Source organism: Poseidonocella sp. HB161398, from assembly GCF_005870025.1.
GTDB lineage: Bacteria > Pseudomonadota > Alphaproteobacteria > Rhodobacterales > Rhodobacteraceae > Mangrovicoccus.
In genome coordinates, this window is record NZ_VATA01000019.1 from 107,933 (window position 1) to 127,353 (window position 19,421).

The window sequence follows — 19,421 nt, forward strand, 5'->3', positions numbered from 1 at the left end:
TCGGCAATGCCGGAGCGAGGGAGCGGGCACGCGGATGCCGCGTTCGGCTTTTCCGGCCGGTCTGAGGGCTCGGCTGCTCGGAGGGGCAATGCGGATGCCGCCCGGGCAGGTTCTGCGGTTCCGGGACGATGGAGCGAGCCATGCGGATGACGCAGGCGGCCCCGGCGGGAGATTTGGCCGCGCGGCCGTGCGGGGAGGTGGCCGCCCCGGGGCGAGCAGGGCGGCCGAGAGGGCCGGGACGGGGGTCAGGCCGGCTCTGCGGTGACGTCCCCGGCTCTTGCGGCGAAGACCTCCCTGGCTGCGGCGAGCCCGTTCAGCGCGGCCGGGAAGCCGGCATAGACGGCCATCTGCATCAGGATCTCGGTGATCTCCTCCTGCGTCAGCCCGACATTCAGCCCGGCCTCGATATGCACCCGCAGCTGCGGTGCGGCCGTGCCCATGGCGGCGAGCGCCGCGACGGTGGCGATCTCGCGGTCGCGCAGGGAAAGCCCGGGGCGGCTGTAGATGTCGCCGAAGGGGAACTCGAACAGGTAGGTGGCGAAATCCGGCGCGATGCCGGCCAGGCTGTCGATCACGTCGCGTCCGGCCTGGCCGTCGATCGCGTCAAGCGCGCGGCGTCCGCGCTCCAGCCGGCTCTCCGGCGTCAGGGGGGTGGGATTGGTCATCGGGATGCGTCCTTTTCTCCGCTTCGGCATAGCCGCCGATCTTGGTGTCGAGGACGAGAAGGCAGGCCTGCAGATCGGCCAGATGCGCCCGGACCCGGTCGCGATGCGCCTCCAGGAGGGCGCGCCGCTCGGGGCCGGTCCGGCTGCCTGCCGCGCGCAGCTCGGCATAGCGCAGCATGTCCCGGATCGGCATGCCCGTGGTCTTCAGCCGGTCGAGGAAGGCGATCCAGGCGAGGATGGAGGCGTCGTAGTCGCGCCGCCCGCCGGCATCGCGGTCGGCATAGGGCAGGAGGCCGATCCGCTCGTAGTAGCGGATGGTATGGGCCGAGAGCCCGCTGCGTTTCGCAAGTTCGCCGATCTTCATCGCAAGCCGCTTCTCATCAAGACGCCTCCGACCCTAGGGGTTCGAGCGCGCTCGAAGTCAAGCGGGTTTCCGCGGCCCCTGCGGGGTCAGCCCGGCGCCCGTTCCGCCCAGCCGGCGAAGACCTTCTCCAGCGCGACGACGATGTAGTAGAGCACGATGCCGAGGAAGGCCAAGGCGATCAGGACCGCGAACATCAGCGGGTAGTCGGCGCTGATTTTCCCTGAGTCGAAGAGCGCGCCGAGGCCGCGGCCATGGGGGGAGACGATCTCCATCAGGTTGGTGCCGATGAAGGCGAGCGTCACCGAGACCTTCAGCGCGCCGAAGAACTCGGGCAGGGTCTTCGGCAGGGCGATCTTCCAGAACACGGTGAGCTGCGAGGCGCCGAGCGAGCGCAGGATGTCGCGGTATTCGGGCTCGAGCGTCGAAAGGCCGATCGAGACCGAGACCGCGATCGGGAAGAAGGAGATCATGAAGGCGATCATGATCGTGTTGAAGTCGTGCTCGCCCACGAAGATCAGCGCCATGATCGGCACGACGGTCGCCTTGGGGATGGCGTTGAAGCCGACGAGAAGCGGGTAGAGCGCCTCGCGCGCCAGCCGCGAGAAGCCCATCACCATGCCGATCCCGGTGCCTGCGACGACCGCGAGGAGGAGGCCCGCCACCGTGCGCCAGAGCGTCTGCCAGCCGTTTTCCAGGAAGAGCCAGCGGTATTTCCAGAAGGCGGGCCAGAGATCGGAGGGCGAGGCCATCTTGTAGTCGGGCCAGCCCTTGGCCCAGACCAGCCATTCCCAGAGCGCCAGGAAGAGGAGGATCGCCGCGAGCGGCACGAGGATCTTGCGCAGGGCGGTCATGCCGCGTCCCTGCCTTGAGCGATCTGGATCTGGCGGCGCAGCGCGGCGAGCATCTCGACGGCCTCGGGCGTGTAGAGCACCTCGAGGTCGCGCGCCTTCGGCAGGCGGCTCGCCATGCGGTGCTGGATGCGGGCGGGGCGGGCGGACATGACGACGATCTCGTCGGCGAGGAAGACGCTCTCGCGCAGGTCATGGGTGATCAGCACGGCGGTGAAGTTCTCTTCCTCGCGGAGGCGGTGCATGGTCTGCCAGAGATCTTCGCGGGTGAAGGCGTCGAGCGCGCCGAAGGGCTCGTCGAGGATCAGGACTTCGGGCCGGTGGACCAGCGCGCGGCAGAGCGAGGCGCGCTGGCGCATGCCGCCCGAGAGCTCGGAGGGGCGCTTGTCCTCGAACTCCGAGAGGCCGACCAGGGCCAGGAGCTCGCGGGCGCGGGCCACGCGCCGGGATTTCGAGAGCTTGTTCGGGACGATCTCGAGGGGCAGGAGCACGTTCGACAGGATCGAGCGCCATTCCAGCAGGACCGGGTTCTGGAAGGCCATGCCGACGGTGGCGCGCGGCGATGTCACCATCTGCCCGCCGAGCCAGACCTGGCCCTCGTCGGGGCGCATCAGCCCGGCGACGAGCTTCGTCAGGGTGGATTTCCCGCAGCCCGAGGGGCCGACGAAGGCGGTGAAGCTGCCGGGCGGCATGCGGATGTCGAGATGCTCGAGCACGGGCAGCCTGCCGCTGTAGGTGCGATAGGCATGGGTAATTGCGCGGAGCTCGATCTCTGCGGACATCGCGGGCCTCGGAGGAAGAGGCCCCGGATCGGGGTCCGGGGCGCGTTTGGTCTGGCGGAGGGGACCGGGCCCGGGGGCCCGGCGGGGATCACTCTAGCGGGAAGCCGTCCTCGGGCAGGTAGGCATCGGTGAAATAGAGCGCGGGATCGGCGGCGTTCTTGAACGCGTAGGTCTCGCCGACCTGCTTGAGCGACGCGGCGAAGCGCTCGGGGTCGACGGGGCCCATGCCGTGTTCGGCGACCCAGGGGGTCAGCACATTGGCGTCGATCACCATCTGCAGGCGGCGGGTCTCCAGCTCCAGGTCGCCGGCCGGGTTGCGCTCGATCACCATGGCGGCGCCGGCCGCCGGATCGGCGATCGCGTCCTTCCAGCCCGCGGCGACCGCGGCGAGGAAGCCCTTGACCAGATCGGGATTGGCCTCGGCGAAATCGGTATTGACGATGATGCCGTTGCCGTAGAGCGCCAGCCCGTAATCGGCCATCAGGATGGTGGTGATGTCGTCCTCCGGCACGCCCAGCCGGGCGAGGTTGAGGAAGGAGGAGAAGTTGTAGCCGGTCACCGCGTCGACCTTGCCCTCGGCCAGCATCGGCTCGCGCGTGGGGAAGCCGACCGGCTCCACCTTGATCTTCGACATGTCGAGCCCGTTGGCGGTGGCGAAGGGGCCGAACTGCGCCCAGGCGCCGTCGGGGGGCGGGGCGCCGAGGATCCGGCCCTCGAGATCGGCGGGGGTCTCGACGCCGAGGCTCTTGCGGCCGATCACCGCGAAGGGCGGCTTGTCGTAGCTCATCATCACCATGATGACCGGCGCGTCCGGGTTCTGGTCCTTGAACTTCACCAGCGAGTTGATGTCGGCGAAGCCGAAGGGATAGGCGCCGGTCGCCACCTTGGGGATCGCGTCGAGCGAGCCCTGGCCCGCCACGACCTCGACCGACAGCCCGGCCCCGGCGAAATGGCCGTTGTCGATCGCGGCGAAATAGGGGGCGGCGGGGCCCTCGAACTTCCAGTCGAGCGCAAGCTGCACGCGGGTTTCGGCCTGGGCGGCGAAGGCCCCGAGGCCGAGGGCGGCGGCTGTGGTCACGGCACGCAGGAACATGATCGGAAGAACCTCCCTCCGGTTTCGGTTGTCTGCGCAGAGCCTGCCGCTGCCCGGCGGGCTTGTCATTGCCGGCAAAATGGCGCCGGGATCAGATACGACCCCGGCGCCAGATCGTGCACAATCACCGGGCGGCTTGCTTCGCCGGCGGGCGGCCGGCGAAACCGGGCGGCGGGTCGAGCGGCAGTTCGAAGAGCGCGAAGCCGTCGGCCCGGTCGCCCAGATCGGCAAGGCCGAGCCGGGCCATGTCGGCAGGCGCGCTGCGGGCGCGGGGGGAGCTGGCCAGCCGCGCGCTGGCGCCCGGCACGGCGGCGAAGCGCCAGGCGGGGGCGGCGGGCAGGGCCGGGGCGCGGCCCTCGGCAAAGCGCCGCGCGATCAGCTCGCGCAGGCCGGTCGAGCTCTCGGCGATCAGGGCATCGGCATCGATCCCGGGGAAGTTGCCGCCGCCGCCGGTGCGGTAGTTGTTGGTCGCCACGGCGAAGCGGTCGCTGTCCGCGACCTTCCGCCCGGCGACGCGCAGGTCGCGGATGCGGCGCGCGCCGGGATCGGCCAGCGCGCCGGTGGCCGGATCGAAGCGCGGCGGCGCGGCGAGGTCGATCAGGTAGCTGGCGCCGAAGATCGTGTCGAAATCGTAGCCCGGCCGCTCCGGCGGGACCAGGTCGGCGCCGCGGCTGCCCGGGAGGATCTGCTCGAAGATCGCGGCGGAGCGTTCCAGCCAGTCGCGCAGCCCGGCGCCGGTCACGAGCACGCCGCAGAGGCTGTTGGGATAGGTGTAGAGATCGGCGACATGGCGCAGCGAGACCGGGCCCGCGGGCACGTCGGTGTAGAAATCCGGCCCCGCCGGGCCGCCGCATTTGAAGGGCGAGGTGGCCGAGAGGACCGGCAGCCCCTCATGCGGCGTGCCCGCCAGCAGCCCGGCCAGCCCCTCGGCCTGGGCCTCGGCGACGATCTCCTGCGCGGGGTCGGGCGCGATCATCGAGAAGTAGCTGTGGAGCCGGATCGGCGCATGGCCGACCGGGCGGCCCAGCCAGCCCATCGTGGCGCGGTGGGCGGTCTCGCTGGCGGCAAGCAGTGCGGGATCCTCCGCCGTCTCCGCTGTGACCGGACGCAGATGCGCGCGGCCCCGGGCGGGGCGCCAGCGCCCCTCGGCGTCGCGGCCGAGCTCGAGGTCGATCACTCCCAGATGCGAGCCCCAGAAGCCCGGCAGCACCAGCGGCGTGCCGTGGAGGCAGCCATCCCCGGGCGCGGGGCCGGGGAAGAGTCCGTGGGAATGCCCGGCGATGATCGCGTCGAGGCCGCCCTCCCGGGCGAGGGCGCGGGCGGCCTGCTCCTGGCCGGGTCCGGCGCTGTCGCAGCCCAGTCCGGAATGGCTGAGCATGACGACCAGGTCGGCCCCGGCGCGGCGCAGCGCGGGCAGGTGGCCGGCGACAGCCTCGCAGATGCCGCGCATCTCGATCCGGTCCTTCAGGATGCGCCGGTCCCAGTCCATGATCTGCGGCGGCACGGCGCCGATCACGCCGATCCGGACCCGGTGGCGGCGGCCCGTGTCATCGGCAAGCGCGCGCTCGAGGATCGTCCAGGCCGGCAGCAGCGGGCGGTCCTCGTCCGGGTGCCGGCCGCGGGCGCGCACGGCATTGGCGCAGACCAGCGGATAGGCCGCCCCGGCGAGGGCGGCCTCGAGAAAGGGCAGCCCGTAGTTGAAGTCGTGATTGCCCGGGGTCGCGGCATCGACGCCGAGCAGGTTCAGCGCGGCGACCATCGGATGCGGCGCCTCCGCGGCCTCGCCCGAGGCCGCCCAGTCGCCGAGCGCCGTGCCCTGCAGCGTGTCGCCATTGTCGAAGAGCAGGCAGTTCGGCGCCTCGGCGCGGGCCGCGCGGACGAGGCTCGCCAGCCGGGTCAGCCCGGCGGCGGGCAGCGGGCGGCCGGTGTCGTAGTCATGCGCGCGCAGATGGGCATGGAGGTCCGACATGCCCAGGATCCGCAGCCGGATCCGCGGGGCACCGGGCGCTGACGGCGGGGTGGGGAACTGCGTCACGACGTCTCCTGCTGGCCTTCTCCGCGGTGGTAGCAACTCGGTGCGGCGCTTGTCCATGGGGTGCAATCGGCGCTGCGTCAGGCGGGCCGATTGCGCGGTCCGAGGGCCTGTGTCATTCGGACGCCGGTCAAACGGAGAAGGCGGCGGATAGCATGGCAGGCATGGACACCTACTGCTTTCAGGGAAGCGATCTGGACCGGGCCGCGCATCTGCGGCGCGAGGCGCAGGCGCTGCTGGCGCGCGGGGATGCGCGCATCCTGCCGGTCTGGCGCGGCAAGGTGCTGGCGTCCGGCGACGGCGCCGAGCGGCTGGCCTGGCTGGCGCCGGGGCATGCCGGGCTGGAAGGGCCCGCGGCCGAGGCGATCTTCCTCGGGCTCGAGGCAGGCGCGCCGCTCTTTGCCTGGGACATCTCGGACTGGGAGCCCGCCGAGGGCGGGGCGGAGGCGCTCGACAGCTTCGCCGACCGGACCGAGCAGGTGCATCCGGACTTCCCGGAGGGCACGCGCTTCGTCGAGCTGCGCGCGGTGATGACGCGGCTGCCGGGGATCGAGGCCGAGGCCGCGGCGATGGCGCGCGCGCTTCTGCAATGGCATGCCAGCCACCGGTTCTGCGCCAAGTGCGGCGCGCCGAGCGGCATGGCCGAGGGCGGCTGGCAGCGGCTCTGCCCGGCCTGCGGCGGCGAGCACTATCCGCGCACCGATCCGGTGGTCATCATGCTGGTGACCCATGGCAACCGGGTGCTGCTGGGGCGCAATGCGCGCTGGCCCGCGGGGATGTACTCGCTGCTGGCGGGCTTCGTCGAGCCCGGCGAGACGCCGGAGGCGGCGGTGCGGCGCGAGGTGCTGGAAGAGGCGGGGATCCGGGTCGGGCCGGTGCGCTATCTCGCCAGCCAGCCCTGGCCGTTCCCGACGCAGCTGATGACAGCCTGGGCGGGGGAGGCGCTCGGGGACCGGATCGTGGTGGACGAGACCGAATTGGAGGAGGCCCGATGGGTCAGCCGCGAGGAACTGGCCCTGGCCTTCCGCGGCGCCCATCCCGAGATCACCCCCGCACGGCCCGGCGCGATCGCCCGGGCGGTGCTCGACCACTGGCTCGCGGACCGGCTCGACCGCCTGTCCGCCGAGGGAGACTGCCGATGAAACTGCACAGCCGCGAAACCTATCCGGTGCCCGCCGCCCGGGCCTTTGCCGTCATGACCGACATGGAGGCCTTCACCGGGATCCTGCGCGCCCATGGCGTCGAAGTGGCGGAGTTCAAGCCCGGCTGGCCGGATGGCAGCGAGACGCGCTGGAAGCTGGGCGTGGGCGTCAAGGGCATCCACCGCACGGTGCATCTGCATGTCTCGCAGGTGCGCCCCGGCGAGGGGCTGACCAAGGCCTACGAGTCCGACGGCATCCATGGCGAGCTGCGCATCGACATCGTCCCGGCGGGGCCGGAGAGCTGCGTGATCGGCTACGAGATCAGCGTCGAGGCCCGCGGGCTGGCGGCGCGGCTGATGCTGCAGCCGCTGCGGGTGGCGCACAAGGCGATGGAGCAGAAGCTGCATGGCCGGCTGGTGGCCTTCACCCGGTCGCGGCTGGGGCTCTGAGCCGGGCAGGCCCCGGGACAGGCGGCCCCGGGGGAGGCGGCGGCTCTGCGGCCGCCGCGGGACAGGGCCTCACTCGCCCGCCAGCGCGATCTCCTGGCGCCGGGCATCGGCGGGGTAGACGCCCATGATTTCCATCCGGGAGGTGAAGTAGCGCAGCTCGTCGAGCGCGCGCGCCACGGCCGCATCCTCGGGATGGCCCTCGATCTCGGCGAAGAACTGGGTCGCGGTGAAGGAGCCGCCGACCATGTAGCTTTCCAGCTTGGTCATGTTGATGCCGTTCGTGGCGAAGCCGCCCATCGCCTTGTAGAGCGCGGCGGGGATGTTCCTGACCTGGAAGATGAAGGAGGTCATCATCCCGTGCGACCCGCGGCGCGAATGGTCGGGATGGTGGTCCATGACGAGGAAGCGGGTCGTGTTGTTCGACTGGTCCTCGATATGCCGCGCGATGACGTCGAGCCCGTAGATCTCGCCGGCGAGCTCGGAGGCCAGCGCCGCGATGGAGGGATCGCCGAGCGCGGCCACGTCGCGCGCGGCCCCGGCATTGTCGGACCAGTTCTCGCCCTCGATGCCGTTGCCGCGCAGGAATTCGCTGCACTGGCCGAGCAGGACCGACATCGAGCGCGCCTTCTTCACGTCGCGCAGCGTGGCGCCGGGCAGGGCGAGAAGGTTGATATGGACGCGCACGAAGGCCTCGTCGACGATGTGCAGGCCCGAGCCCGGCAGCAGCCGGTGGATGTCGGCGACCCGGCCGTAGGTGGTGTTCTCGATCGGGATCAGCGCCAGGTCGGCCTTCTTCGCGGCCATCACCTCGAACACGTCCTCGAAGGTCCGGCAGGGCAGCGCCTCGTAGTCGGGCCGCGCTTCGCGGCAGGCCTGGTGCGAATAGGCGCCCGGCTCTCCCTGGAACGCAATGTACTTTACCATGCCTTCATTCCTTTTGTAGTCTTCTGGGCAAGATGAGCCGCAGATATGCAGTTTGCGCGTTTCGTCGCGGCTCTACACCTTGATGTGAGCCGACGGAACCCGCTACATACGTCCATCGAAACCCAGGGGTAGCGAAATGTTTGACACGATGACGTTCACCAAGGTTGCCGCGGGGCTTTGCGGGACCTTTCTGGTGTTCCTGCTCGGCGGCTGGGCCGGTGAGCTGCTCTACACGACGGGCGGCGGCCATGGCGAGGGGCATGAGCAGGCCTATGTGATCGATACCGGCGGCGACAGCGAGGAGGCTGCTCCCGAGGAGCAGGTGGATTTCGCGACCCTGGTCGCCGAGGCCGATCCCGGCGCGGGCGAGAAGGTCTTCGGCAAGTGCAAGGCCTGCCACAAGCTGGACGGCTCGAACGGCACCGGCCCGCATCTGGACGGCGTGGTCGGCCGCGCGATCGGCGCCGTCGACGGCTTCGCCTATTCGGACGCGGTGGCGGGCCATGGCGGCGAATGGACGGCCGAGAACCTGGACCACTGGCTGGCCAATCCGAAGGACTTCATCCCCGGCAACAAGATGAGCTTCGCCGGGCTGAAGAAGGTCGGCGACCGCGCCAACCTGGTCGCCTATCTGCAGACGGTGACGCCGTAAGCATGCGCTGCCTGCAAAAGCGGCATGACCGGGCGGCCCTTGGGCCGCCCTTTTGCGTTCCGGGCCCCGGTCTCCGGGTTCCGCAGGGGAACACGCAGGAATTGCATCGGCTTAGATGGGGATCCTCTCTGGCGTGCGGCTTGCGCTCCCGGGGTTTTCGCAGGGAAGTGATGGCGGCGTTACGGTTATGTTTTCGGCAGGCCCTTGCCGAAAGGGCGGGTTTTCGCTCTATCATGCCTGCATTCGCGGCGGATAACGCGGCCCTGGGCCGCCTAGGCAACATCTCAAGGAGGCGCTTTTGAGCACCGAACTTTCCACCTGGTCACGCCAGCCCGGACGCGTCGTCTGTGCACTTGCGGTCGGACTTGCCCTGGCGATCGGAACGCCAGTGGCCAGCCAGGCCCGCAGCGCCCCGGAGTCCTATGCGGACCTCGCCGAGCATGTCAGCGATGCCGTGGTCAACATCACCACCACCACGGTCATCGCCGAGCAGCCCAACGGCCCCGGCAATCTCTTCCCCGAGGGCTCGCCCTTCGAGGAGTTCTTCCGCGAGTTCAACAATCCCCGCCAGCACGAGCAGCGGCAGCGCCGCGGCCAGGCGCTCGGCTCGGGCTTCGTGATCTCGCCGGACGGCTACATCGTCACCAACAACCACGTCATCGAGAGCGCGGACGAGATCTCCATCGAGTTCTACTCCGGCAAGACGCTCGATGCCGAGGTGGTCGGCACCGATCCCAAGACCGACATCGCGCTCCTGAAGGTCAAGACCGACGAGGATCTGCCCTTCGTGCCCTTCGGCGACAGCGACGCGGCCCGGGTCGGCGACTGGGTCATGGCCATGGGCAACCCGCTGGGGCAGGGCTTCTCGGTCTCGGCGGGCATCGTCTCGGCCAAGGCGCGGGCGCTGCAGGGCTCCTATGACGACTTCATCCAGACCGACGCGGCCATCAACCGCGGCAACTCGGGCGGCCCGCTCTTCAACATGGAAGGCGAGGTCATCGGGGTGAACACCGCGATCCTGTCGCCCAATGGCGGCTCGATCGGGATCGGCTTCGCGATGTCCTCGAACGTGGTCTCCCGCGTGGTCGACCAGCTGCGCGAATACGGCGAGACCCGCCGCGGCTGGCTGGGCGTCCGCATCCAGGATGTCGACGACCAGCTCGCCGACGCGCTGCAGCTTTCTTCGGCCGAGGGCGCGCTGGTCACTGACGTGCCCGAAGGCCCGGCCGCGGATGCCGGCATGCAGTCGGGCGACGTGATCACCAGTTTCGACGGCGAGGAGGTGACCGACACCCGCAGCCTGGTCCGCCAGGTCGGCGACACCACGGTCGGCAAGACCGTCAAGGTGACGGTGATCCGCAATGGCGAAGAGGTCGCGCTCGACGTGACGCTCGGCCGCCGCGAGACCGCCGAGGCGGTGCCTGCCGCGATGACCACCGAAAGCGAGAGCCCGGCCGAGGGCGAGGTGCTGGGCATGACGCTGAGCAACCTCACCGACCAGGTCCGCCAGGAGCTCGGCCTGGCCGACGGCGCCTCGGGCGTCGTGGTCAGCGAGATCGACGAGGCCAGCGACGCCTTCGCCAAGGGGCTGCGGGTCGGCGACCTGATCGCCGAGGCCGGCCAGCAGCCGGTGGCCGACATCTCCGGGCTCGAGGCGCAGATCGCCGAAGCCAAGGATGCCGGGCGCAAGTCGCTACTGCTCCTGGTGCGGCGCAACGACCAGCCGCGCTTCGTGGCGCTCGCCATCGAGTAAGGTCCGGACCCGGGCACTTCCGGTTCCTGCGAGGGGCGTCCTGCAAGGGGCGCCCCTTTTCCGTCTGGCGGAGGCCGTTCTCAACGGTTTTTCAATCTCTTGGCCTGTCCCGGCAAGAGGCGGCATTTCCTCCAACTTTCGCCTTGTGCTCCCTGCGCGAGGGCGGCTATACGGGTCAGCGGAGACGTGGCCGAGTGGTCGAAGGCGCTCCCCTGCTAAGGGAGTAGGCGGGAAACCGTCTCGAGGGTTCGAATCCCTTCGTCTCCGCCATGACACACCAGATTTATGGCGAAAAAACCCGGCGCGACGGAAGTCGGGCCGGGTTTTTCATTGCTTTGCACGCCGCCATTGCAGTCGCCGCGATCCGGCGTCCCGGGCTCTGCGTCCGGCGGGGGCGGGCTCAGGCGGAGACGGCTCTGCGGCGGCGCATCATGGCGAGCGCGCCGAGCCCGCCCGCCATCAGGAAGACGCCCGCAGGCAGCGGCACCGCCGCGCCTTCGATGAAGTCGATCTGTCCGTTGGCCGGTCCGCCCGCTAGGAAGAGATTGCCCGCGAAGCCGAAATAGAGGCTCGGATCGGTGACCGACAGCACGGTCGGCCCCGTGCTCGAGAGCAGATCGTAGCCGATCGTGACCGCGTCGAATGCCAGATCCTGGGGAAGGGTCCAGGTCTGCGCGCCGCTATGGACGAATTGCTGGGTGATGCCGGCCTCCGTCGCCGAGGCCACGGCGGAGCCGCCGAGGCTCCATGTCGTGGCGATGTCAGCGACCCGCGTCGCGCTATTCGCGACGAGGAAGGTCAGCGGCAGTGCGGCGCTGCTCACGGCGGCGCTGACCAGCCAGTGGCTGCTGCCGGCCGCCGAGAGATGGATCGTGTAGCTGTCGCCCGCGAAGAGCTCCAGCCCGGCGGGATCGTCCGATCCGGAGAGGAGCGACACGGCGCTCCCGTCATAGCCGAACAGGAAGTCGTAGGTGGCGGCCCGGGCCGGCATCTGGATGCAGGCGGCGGCCGCGGCGATGGCGACGGGAAGGACGTGCTTCATCCTGGCTCCTCCTTTGGATGCGCCATGCTATCCGGCGAAGGGTTATCGCGGGGCTAAGACGGCAGCACGGCAGGGCAGCCGAGGGTGCGCGAGGGGGATGCCAAAGGGGAGGGAAGTGCAGGTTTCTGCCTTTTCAGACAAAACCCGCTCTAAATCAAGAAGTTGGCGTTTTCAGCGATGGCGCGAACATCAGCGGACAATGCCAGAACGATCCGGAAACTTGTAAAACCGTTTCTGCCGGTTCCGCAAACGAAAACCCCGGCGCGCTGGCGGGCGCAACCGGGGCTGATATCAACTGCAAAGCTGGTGTGCTTCGCCCCAAAGATACCCCGAAGCGGGGGCGCCTGTCCATCTCCAAGCATGCCCAGCTGCGCCACAAGATCGCCGGAAAGGTCGTGTGCGACGCACTGGTGATCGGCTCGGAAGAGGCGTGGGACAAGGCAGCGCTGATCCTGGCCCACCGGCTGACCGAGTCCGAACGCGCATTGCTCGCCCTGGCGGCGCTGATCCATCTGCCGGATGAAGTCGCCGGGCTGGTGAGCGACTGCCTCGACCCTGCGCCCGAGCCCGTGGATCCCCGGATCACCGAGGCCGCTATCGAATACCGGCGGTCTCAGGGTCTCCCCAACTTTGGGGGGGCCGCCGCATGAAGTTCCAGTTCCTGACCACTCCCTCGGACGTGCCCGTCTCTGACGCCCTCCTGCAGACCCATTTCTCGATGCTCGGCGTGGATGGCGACACGCATGTCGAGACCTATCCCTACATCGACGCCGCCGCAGGCGAGATCGAGGCGCAGGCGGAGATTGCGATCCTCGCCCGCACCGTCCGGGCCGAGATGGAAACCCCGGTGCCGCTGGGCTGCCCGCTCCCGCTGATGGGGCCGGTCCTCGACGGCACGGTGGCCAGCCTGACGCTGATCCTGCCGGATGGCTCGCAGGAGGCCATCTCCGCATCGCTGCACTGGATCGCCTCCGGGCCCAAGCCCGAGCTCCGCATCCTCGACAACGGGCTGGCGCCGGCCGCGCTCATGGAGCCCGACTCGCTGCTCTGGGTCGATTACTTGGCAGGCTTCGGGGCCAACGTGGATAGCGTGCCCCGCGACCTGCAAATGGCCATCGTGGATCAGGCCCTCCGCCTCTACGAGCGCCGCGGCGACGAAGACCACAAGACCGCAGCCCTCACGCCCTCGGCCGCCCGTACCGTGGCCCGCTACCGGAGGCTGCGCGCATGACCGAGATGGAGATCGAGCGCCTCCTGTGGAGCTGGCCGCGCGTGATCGAGCGGGCCGAGTCCGGCTGGGAGCGCGACTTCGCCAAGAGCATCTACCAGCAGGCCCGGCGCCCGAAGTGGATGCCCTCGCCGAAGCAGGCGAACCTCATGCGGTCCATGGTGGCCGGGCTCTACCGTCCGAACGGGGGAGGCTGCGATGTCATCGACCCCGCTTGACCATCTCCCCAAGTCGCTGCGTGACCGCGACTGCATCCGGCTGAACGAAGAGGTGGAGCGGCGCAAGTCGCTCTTCCGCCAGGCCAGGGCCGTCAGCTCTGGCCTGCGCACGATCTTCGAACGGCAGGCCGGCGGACGGCTCACGCGGGCCGAGGGCGCGGTGTTCGAGGTGATGGTTCTGCAGAACCTGCGCGCCTGCGTGCGGAAGGAACGCCACTACCGGCCGACCCGCGCCATGATCGCCCGCCGCACGGGCTACAGCGAGCGCACCGTGTCCAAGGCCATCGCCCGCTTCAAGGAAGCCGGGCTGGTGGTGGTGCAGCGCTATGCCAAGGGCGGGCGCCTGGGCGACAAGGGCCACGGGCTGGCGACCGAGTTCCGCTCTGGCTGCATGCAATTCCTCGGCGACCAGCTCGCCGCCCTCGGCTACCGGCTGCCCAAGGGCTTGCGCAAGGACCTGATGGATCTGGCACGCTGGGCCGCGGCTCAGGTGGGCGAGCGCACCGAGCCCGCGACCGACGCACCGGCCAAGGCAGCGCCTACCGGGAAGAAAGTTCCCGGCACTATAATGCCTATGGATAGGGGGACGCCCAGCAACCCCGAGCCTGCGCCCGTGTCAGCCTCGGCAGGGCATGCGGAGACGCACGGAGAAGAGCGCCCAGCGTTGCCGCCCAGCCCCGGCGGCCTTCATTGCAATGAGAATGACCTTGGCCACGCGCGGCGCGCTGTGGCGGAGCGCGCACCCCTTGGCAGGCTCGCGAGGGCGGCGCTGCATCTGGTCCCAATGCCCCGGTTTGCACAGGCCGGGGAGGCCGCGGTGGGGGGTTATCCTTTCGCGCTTAGCGCCCCGGGGGTGTCGTCATGACGGTTTCGGGTGACGTGATCCGGTTCATCGAGGGCGAATTGAAGATCCCGACCGGGCCGAAGGCGGGCCAGCCGATGAAGCTGGCGCCCTACATGAAACAGTTCATCCGGGGGTCGCTGAAGAAGGGCATCTCGATCTCGGTGCTCTCGGTGGCGAGGGGGCAGGCGAAAAGCAACATGTCCGCAGCGATTGCGGTGGCGGAACTCTTCGGGGTGTTCTCGGACCAGCCGCGCCGCGAAGTGCTGATCGCGGCCTCGAAGCGGGATCAGGCGGAAGTGGTCTGGACCTATGCGCTCGACCTGATCCGCTCCATGCCGGACGAGGTGCAGGAGCGCATCACGGTGCGCTACTCGCCGAAGCTGGAAATCGAGCTCGACGGCGAGCACAAGATCCGGGCCATCGCCGCGGACGGAGCGGGCATTCTCGGCACCAGCCCCACGCTGGTGATCATGGACGAGCGGGCCGCCTGGGCGGAACCCAAGGGCTCGCGGCTGGAAAGCGCGCTGCTGACCGGCGTGATCAAGCGCGGCGGGCGGACGCTGATCATCTCGACCAGCGCCTCTTCGGACCAGCACCCCTTCAGCCTGTACTTGGACGAGGATGCGGAGGGGGTCTACCGGCAGGAGCACCGCGCGCCGGCCGGATGCCAGCCCGACGACCTGGACGCGATCATGGCCGCCAATCCCGGCGCGAAATACGGGATCGGCCCGAGCCTCAAGGACCTGCAAGCCTCGGCGCGGCGGGCCATGAAGCGCGGCGGCGCGACCCTCACCAGCTTCCGCCTGTTCCACCTAAATCAGCGCGTGACGGACGTGGAGCTGGAACCGCTGGTGTCGGTCGATGACTGGCTGGCCATCGAGACTGGCGATCTGCCGCCGCGCGAAGGCGAGGTGGTGATCGGGCTCGACCTGGGCGGCTCGGCCAGCATGTCGGCGGCGGCTTTCTACTGGCCCATGACCGGGCGGCTCGAAGCGCGCGGATGGTTCCCGTCCCGTCCCGGGCTCCTGGACCGCGGCCAGCACGATGGCGTCGGGCGCCGCTACATGGAGATGCAGCGGGAGGGCACCCTTTCCCTTCTCGGCGATGCGACGGTTCCGATCGCGCCATGGATCGAAGAGGTGATCGCGCATGTCGCCGATGAGGCTGTCGCGGCGGTCTGCTTCGACACCTTCAAGCAATCCGAGATCTGCGAAGGGCTCGCGAAGGTCGATGTGCGGGCGCGGCAGGTGATGCGCCGCTTCGGCCCCTTCGACGGCGGCGAAGACGCCGAACGGTTCCGCCGCGCAGTCTGGGATCAGACACTCTGCTGCGCCCCGTCCGTCCTGATGCGCTCGGCGCTCTCGGATGCGGTCTGCCGGCGGGATGCCCAGCTCAACCCCTGCCTGGACAAGGGCCGCTCTCTCGGCCGGATCGACGCGGTTTCGGCGGCGGTGCTCGCAGTGGGCGAAGGCTCCCGGATGCTCGGCCGCGGCCCGGCGAAGAAGGTCCGCATGGAGTGGGCGTCATGAAGCGGTACGAGCGGCACTCGGCCCACATTCTCCGCACCGCGCGGTGGAAGGCGCTTCGCTTCCAGATCCTGGAGCGGGACGGCTTTGCCTGCGTGAAATGCGGTGCCCGGGGCCGCCTCGAAGTGGACCATATCCAGCCGGTGAAGGCGCGACCCGATCTCGCCTACGAGCCCGGCAATCTTCAAAGTCTCTGCCCCCGCTGTCACGGGGCGAAGACACGGCTGGAGCTCGGATTCCCCGAGCTGTCGCCAGCGCGCCAAGCGTGGCGCGACCTGATCAAAAAACCAATCGAGCAATAGGAGCAAACCATGCTTGAATCGCAGAAGATCCAGATGCGCCAATCCAAGATCCGGCAGGACCTCGCCGGGCTGGCTGGCAAGGAAGCCCCGACCGAGGACGAGGTCCGCAGCATGGAAGGGCTGGATCTCGAATACCGCCAGAACGAGACCCGCTTCCGGGCCGCGCTGATCGCCGAAGACACCGAACGCCGGGAGGCCGGGGCCGAGCTGGAAACCCGCTCGGATCGTGAGTGGACCGAGATGATGGCGGGCTTCGAGCTGCGGCAAGTGGCGCTTGCCCTGGACGAGGGGCGCCAGCTCTCCGGCCAGACGGAGGAGATCGTTACCGAGCTGCGCTCCGCGGGCGGCTACCGCGGGATCCCGGTTCCGTGGATGGCGCTGGAACAGCGGGCGGGCGAGACCGTGGCCAGCGGCACGCCGGCGCCGATCTCGACGCGGCCGATCATCGACCGGCTCTTTCCGGGCTCGGTGGCCTCGCGCATGGGCGCCCAGATGATCAGCATCGACGCGGGCGCGGTGGAATGGCCGGTGGTCACTTCGGCCGTGACCGCGGGCTGGGCCGATGGCGAGACCGGGAACGTGGCCGGGCCGACCGTCTTCGAGACGACCGACCGCGCGATGGCGCCTGACCACAATCTCGGGATCCAGATGCGGATCACCCGCAAGACCCTGAAGCAGTCCGGGGCGGCTCTGGAACAGGCGGTGCGGCGCGACATGTCCGGTGCGATGGCGGTGGAGATGGACAAGGCCGCCTTCCTCGGCACCGGGGCGAACGGCCAGCCGCTGGGAGTGATCACCGGGGCGGCAACCTACGGGATCACCTCGACGGCGGTCGGTGCCGCGGCGAGCTGGGCGGCGTTCCGCGCGGCGGTCACGCGCTTCATGACCGGCAACGCGGCGACCGGCCCGAGCGCGGTGAAGGCGCTGATCCGGCCGGAGCTGTGGGACTTCATGGACGGCGCCATCTGGGATGCGGGCAGCGGCATCACCGAATGGGACCGGCTGGCCGAGGCCTTGGGCGAAGCGGTGATGACGACGAACGCCCTTGCGGCCCCGGCAGGCGATCCGCTGGCCTGTTCTTCGCTGCTGACGACCTCGGCGGGTGGCGTGGCCCCGATCTTCGTCGGCGCCTGGGGGGCGGTGGACATGATCCGGGATCCCTACAGCGACGCCCAGTCCGGCGGGCTGCGCATCACTGCGCTGGCGACCATGGATGTCACCGTTGCCCGCCCGGCGCAGCTCGAGCTGCTGACCGGCCTGCAGGTGGCCTGATGCTCTGGGGCGGTCACAACGGCGGACTCGAGCTCCGCAAGCGCGCGTCGGGGGCGATGGCCCTCGCCGGGCGCTTCCCCTATGGCAAGGCCGCTGTCCTCACGGATGGCGGCCGCACAGGCCGCCCGCGCAAGGAGATCATCGCGCCCAAGGCCTTCGGCTACCGTATCAACACCCCTTCGGACCATGGCGGCCCGAAGGATATCCACCTCCTGGTGGGCCATTCCTACGACCGGCCGCTGGCCTCCGTGCGCTCGGGCACGCTCAAGCTGACGGACACGGCGGAGGCGGTGACCTTCGAAGCGGTCATCTCGCCCGAGATGCAGCAAGTCTCCTGGGTGCAGGACATCCTCGCAGCGCTGGCGGCCGGGCTGATCATCGGGATCTCGCCGGGCTTCCGCCTGCCGCCGAAGCGGGCCGTGGAAGAGGCGGAGAAGATCGAACAGGAGGCGAACGACCCCGAGAACGGCATGCATCAGGCGATCATCCGTACCGTCATGGCCGCGCTGCTCTACGAGCTGTCCCTGGTCACCCGCCCGGCCTACCCGGAAACGCAGGTAGAGGAACGCAACTGGCGGATGCCGTCCCGGCCTCGGATCCGGTCCCTTCATTCGGTGGAGCGGTGGCGATGATCTGGCCCTTCAAGCGAAAGGTGGAGACCCGCGCCGCGGGCTCCGGCTACACCGCGGAAATCATCGCCGCGCGCGAAGCCTACATATCGGGCCGCAGCGGGCTGGCCGAGCTGACGGCCACGGTGCAGGCATGCGTGTCGCTCTGGGAAGGCGGGCTCTGCATGGCAGACGTGACCGGCACCGACCTTCTCGACCGGCACGCGCTGGCCATGGCCGGGCGGTCCCTGGCGCTGCGCGGGGAATCGCTCTTCCTGATCCGCGAAGACGGGCTTGTCCCCTGCTACGACTGGGACGTGACGACCCGCGCCAGCCGCCCGCGCGCCTATCGCGTGACGCTGCCGGAGACCGGCGGCGGCCGGGCGGAGACGGTGCTGGCGGCCGAGGTGCTGCACTTCCGGCTTGCCTCCGACCCGGCCACGCCCTGGCACGGCACGGCGCCGCTCAAGCGGGCCAGCCTCACGGCCGAGGTGCTGCATGCGGTGGAGTCGGCCCTGGCCGAGGTGTTCCAGTCGGCTCCGCTGGGCTCGCAGATTGCGCACTTTCCCGACAGCGACTCGGGCGACATGGCGGATCTCCGGCGATCTTTCCGCGGGCGCCGCGGGGCCGTGATGGTGGTCGAAGGCGTGGCGCAGGCGACTGCGGCCGGCATGCATCCGGCACTCGGCAAGAGCCCCGACCAGCTCTCGCCGGACCTGTCGAAGTCGATGACCAAGGAGACGCTGGCGGCGTCGCGGGACGCCATCTGCCTCGCCTATGGCGTGCTGCCGGGGCTGGCCAATCCGGCGACGACCGGGGCGATGGTGAGAGAATGCCAAAGGCAACTCGCCCAGTGGACTTTGCAGCCGGTGGCCGAGCTTATGGCCGAAGAGGCGACGCAGAAGCTCGGCAGCCCGGTCTCGCTCGACGTGATGCGCCCCCTTCAGGCCTTCGATGCCGGCGGCCGGGCGCGGGCCCTGGGCGCCATCGTCCAGACCATGGCCGCAGCCAAGGAAGCCGGTCTCGACGCGGCCCAGCTGGCGGCGGCGATGCACCTGGTGGACTGGAAGGAATAGGGAGCGCCGCGCCCTGGGGAATAGAAGGTGCCCCGAAGGCGGCAGGATAAGACGGCGAGTGCCTTAACCCCGTCAGAGCGCGGCTTGCTTCATGGGTTCGCAAGCGCGGCGCTCACCTCAAGGAATTGGCTGATCGCGCCTCAGCGCCCATGCTGAAAGCGGTCCCTCAACTCGGCAAGTGAGGCAGAACACCGAGAGGGCGCGGCCTGCGGCTCCGATGCGGGCGCGGCGCTCAACCTAAAGAGAAGAGCTTTCTTGTCTGCGTGATTAATCAAAGTTCCGACCCTGATACCTTTTTGAGAATATCGCTAAAGGTTTTCGTTCCATCTTCCAGAAAGCCAACTATTGAATCACACTCCACCTCGACAAGGGTCAGTTGATCCTCCACCGCGAAAGCTACTTTGGAATCAAGGGATTTCATTTTGAGAATTGCGTCCTTCTGCTTGTCCAAGCTGCCAGTATAAGCCTCGACATGCTTTCTTCCCAAAGCAAGCTTTTCGAGTTGATCGGCCTTGTTGCACAAATCGTGCGAGGGATTCACTGCATGAATCCAGCATGATAGCCGGTAGGCATGAGCAGTTGGGCCCCTACGAAGTACAAG

General features: G+C 69.2%; 22 protein-coding genes and 1 tRNA gene. 14 read left to right on the forward strand and 9 right to left on the reverse strand.

Annotation, left to right across the window (positions count from 1 at the left end):
- Positions 1-245 precede the first annotated feature (245 nt).
- The 6 genes from FGX59_RS16470 to FGX59_RS16495 form a co-directional block, all read right to left on the reverse strand.
- On the reverse strand, positions 246-665 hold the full coding sequence (locus FGX59_RS16470; protein WP_138468229.1) for a carboxymuconolactone decarboxylase family protein: 420 nt from the start codon (positions 663-665) through the stop codon (positions 246-248).
- Positions 604-1,029 carry a MerR family transcriptional regulator gene (locus FGX59_RS16475; RefSeq protein ID WP_138468231.1) on the reverse strand — a complete coding sequence of 142 codons (426 nt, stop codon included), beginning with the start codon at positions 1,027-1,029 and terminating at the stop codon, positions 604-606. The genes FGX59_RS16470 and FGX59_RS16475 overlap by 62 nt, the downstream gene beginning before the upstream one ends.
- 86 nt (positions 1,030-1,115) lie before the next feature.
- Positions 1,116-1,880: an ABC transporter permease gene (locus FGX59_RS16480; protein WP_138468233.1), complete on the reverse strand. Its 765-nt coding sequence runs from the start codon at positions 1,878-1,880 to the stop codon at positions 1,116-1,118.
- A complete protein-coding gene (locus FGX59_RS16485; protein WP_138468234.1) occupies positions 1,877-2,659 on the reverse strand; it encodes an ABC transporter ATP-binding protein in 783 nt (260 codons plus the stop codon). The genes FGX59_RS16480 and FGX59_RS16485 overlap by 4 nt, the downstream gene beginning before the upstream one ends.
- Positions 2,660-2,747: 88 nt before the next feature.
- Positions 2,748-3,752: an ABC transporter substrate-binding protein gene (locus tag FGX59_RS16490; protein ID WP_138468235.1), complete on the reverse strand. Its 1,005-nt coding sequence runs from the start codon at positions 3,750-3,752 to the stop codon at positions 2,748-2,750.
- Positions 3,753-3,876: 124 nt separating this feature from the next.
- On the reverse strand, positions 3,877-5,844 hold the full coding sequence (locus FGX59_RS16495) for a bifunctional 2',3'-cyclic-nucleotide 2'-phosphodiesterase/3'-nucleotidase (RefSeq protein WP_138468236.1): 1,968 nt from the start codon (positions 5,842-5,844) through the stop codon (positions 3,877-3,879).
- 95 nt (positions 5,845-5,939) lie between these two features.
- Here FGX59_RS16495 and nudC point away from each other — a divergent pair, with 95 nt between their 5' ends.
- Both nudC and FGX59_RS16505 read left to right on the forward strand, forming a co-directional pair.
- Positions 5,940-6,926, forward strand: a complete 987-nt coding sequence (gene nudC / locus FGX59_RS16500; protein WP_138468237.1) for an NAD(+) diphosphatase — start codon at positions 5,940-5,942, stop codon at positions 6,924-6,926.
- A complete protein-coding gene (locus FGX59_RS16505; RefSeq protein ID WP_138468238.1) occupies positions 6,923-7,375 on the forward strand; it encodes an SRPBCC family protein in 453 nt (150 codons plus the stop codon). The genes nudC and FGX59_RS16505 overlap by 4 nt, the downstream gene beginning before the upstream one ends.
- Positions 7,376-7,444: 69 nt before the next feature.
- Here FGX59_RS16505 and FGX59_RS16510 read toward each other — a convergent pair whose 3' ends face one another.
- Positions 7,445-8,299, reverse strand: coding sequence for a prephenate dehydratase (locus tag FGX59_RS16510; RefSeq protein WP_138468239.1), 855 nt, complete (start codon positions 8,297-8,299; stop codon positions 7,445-7,447).
- Between the two features lie 136 nt (positions 8,300-8,435).
- Between FGX59_RS16510 and FGX59_RS16515 the strand changes: the two genes are divergently transcribed.
- The 3 genes from FGX59_RS16515 (at position 8,436) to FGX59_RS16525 (ending at position 10,974) form a co-directional block, all read left to right on the forward strand.
- Positions 8,436-8,951, forward strand: a complete 516-nt coding sequence (locus tag FGX59_RS16515; RefSeq protein ID WP_138468240.1) for a cytochrome c family protein — start codon at positions 8,436-8,438, stop codon at positions 8,949-8,951.
- Positions 8,952-9,249: 298 nt separating this feature from the next.
- Entirely contained in the window at positions 9,250-10,704 is a 1,455-nt protein-coding gene (locus FGX59_RS16520; RefSeq protein WP_138468241.1) for a DegQ family serine endoprotease, read from the forward strand.
- A gap of 180 nt (positions 10,705-10,884) precedes the next feature.
- Positions 10,885-10,974: transfer RNA gene (locus FGX59_RS16525), tRNA-Ser, on the forward strand.
- Positions 10,975-11,104: 130 nt separating this feature from the next.
- Here FGX59_RS16525 and FGX59_RS16530 read toward each other — a convergent pair.
- Positions 11,105-11,746, reverse strand: a complete 642-nt coding sequence (locus tag FGX59_RS16530; RefSeq protein ID WP_138468242.1) for a VPLPA-CTERM sorting domain-containing protein — start codon at positions 11,744-11,746, stop codon at positions 11,105-11,107.
- Positions 11,747-12,141: 395 nt separating this feature from the next.
- Here FGX59_RS16530 and FGX59_RS16535 point away from each other — a divergent pair, with 395 nt between their 5' ends.
- The 9 genes from FGX59_RS16535 to FGX59_RS16575 are packed head-to-tail and all read left to right on the forward strand — an operon-like array spanning position 12,142 to position 18,820.
- Complete coding sequence (locus FGX59_RS16535) at positions 12,142-12,396, forward strand: hypothetical protein (RefSeq protein ID WP_138468243.1); 255 nt, start codon at positions 12,142-12,144, stop codon at positions 12,394-12,396.
- On the forward strand, positions 12,393-12,977 hold the full coding sequence (locus tag FGX59_RS16540; RefSeq protein ID WP_138468244.1) for a hypothetical protein: 585 nt from the start codon (positions 12,393-12,395) through the stop codon (positions 12,975-12,977). The genes FGX59_RS16535 and FGX59_RS16540 overlap by 4 nt, the downstream gene beginning before the upstream one ends.
- Positions 12,974-13,192 (forward strand): hypothetical protein, encoded by a 219-nt coding sequence (locus tag FGX59_RS16545; protein WP_138468245.1) that lies wholly within the window; start codon positions 12,974-12,976, stop codon positions 13,190-13,192. The genes FGX59_RS16540 and FGX59_RS16545 overlap by 4 nt, the downstream gene beginning before the upstream one ends.
- Positions 13,173-14,057: a hypothetical protein gene (locus FGX59_RS16550; RefSeq protein WP_138468246.1), complete on the forward strand. Its 885-nt coding sequence runs from the start codon at positions 13,173-13,175 to the stop codon at positions 14,055-14,057. Before FGX59_RS16545 ends, FGX59_RS16550 begins: the two co-directional genes overlap by 20 nt.
- Entirely contained in the window at positions 14,054-15,565 is a 1,512-nt protein-coding gene (locus FGX59_RS16555; RefSeq protein WP_171060676.1) for a terminase large subunit domain-containing protein, read from the forward strand. Before FGX59_RS16550 ends, FGX59_RS16555 begins: the two co-directional genes overlap by 4 nt.
- Positions 15,562-15,864 (forward strand): HNH endonuclease, encoded by a 303-nt coding sequence (locus FGX59_RS16560; RefSeq protein WP_240722503.1) that lies wholly within the window; start codon positions 15,562-15,564, stop codon positions 15,862-15,864. The genes FGX59_RS16555 and FGX59_RS16560 overlap by 4 nt, the downstream gene beginning before the upstream one ends.
- A 9-nt stretch (positions 15,865-15,873) precedes the next feature.
- A complete protein-coding gene (locus FGX59_RS16565; protein WP_138468248.1) occupies positions 15,874-17,136 on the forward strand; it encodes a phage major capsid protein in 1,263 nt (420 codons plus the stop codon).
- Positions 17,136-17,768 (forward strand): HK97 family phage prohead protease, encoded by a 633-nt coding sequence (locus tag FGX59_RS16570; protein WP_138468249.1) that lies wholly within the window; start codon positions 17,136-17,138, stop codon positions 17,766-17,768. Before FGX59_RS16565 ends, FGX59_RS16570 begins: the two co-directional genes overlap by 1 nt.
- A complete protein-coding gene (locus FGX59_RS16575; RefSeq protein ID WP_138468250.1) occupies positions 17,765-18,820 on the forward strand; it encodes a phage portal protein in 1,056 nt (351 codons plus the stop codon). Before FGX59_RS16570 ends, FGX59_RS16575 begins: the two co-directional genes overlap by 4 nt.
- A 271-nt stretch (positions 18,821-19,091) precedes the next feature.
- Here the strand turns inward: FGX59_RS16575 and FGX59_RS16580 are convergent.
- Positions 19,092-19,421, reverse strand: a 330-nt coding sequence (locus tag FGX59_RS16580; RefSeq protein ID WP_206078372.1) for a hypothetical protein, incomplete at its 5' end; no start/stop codon positions are given.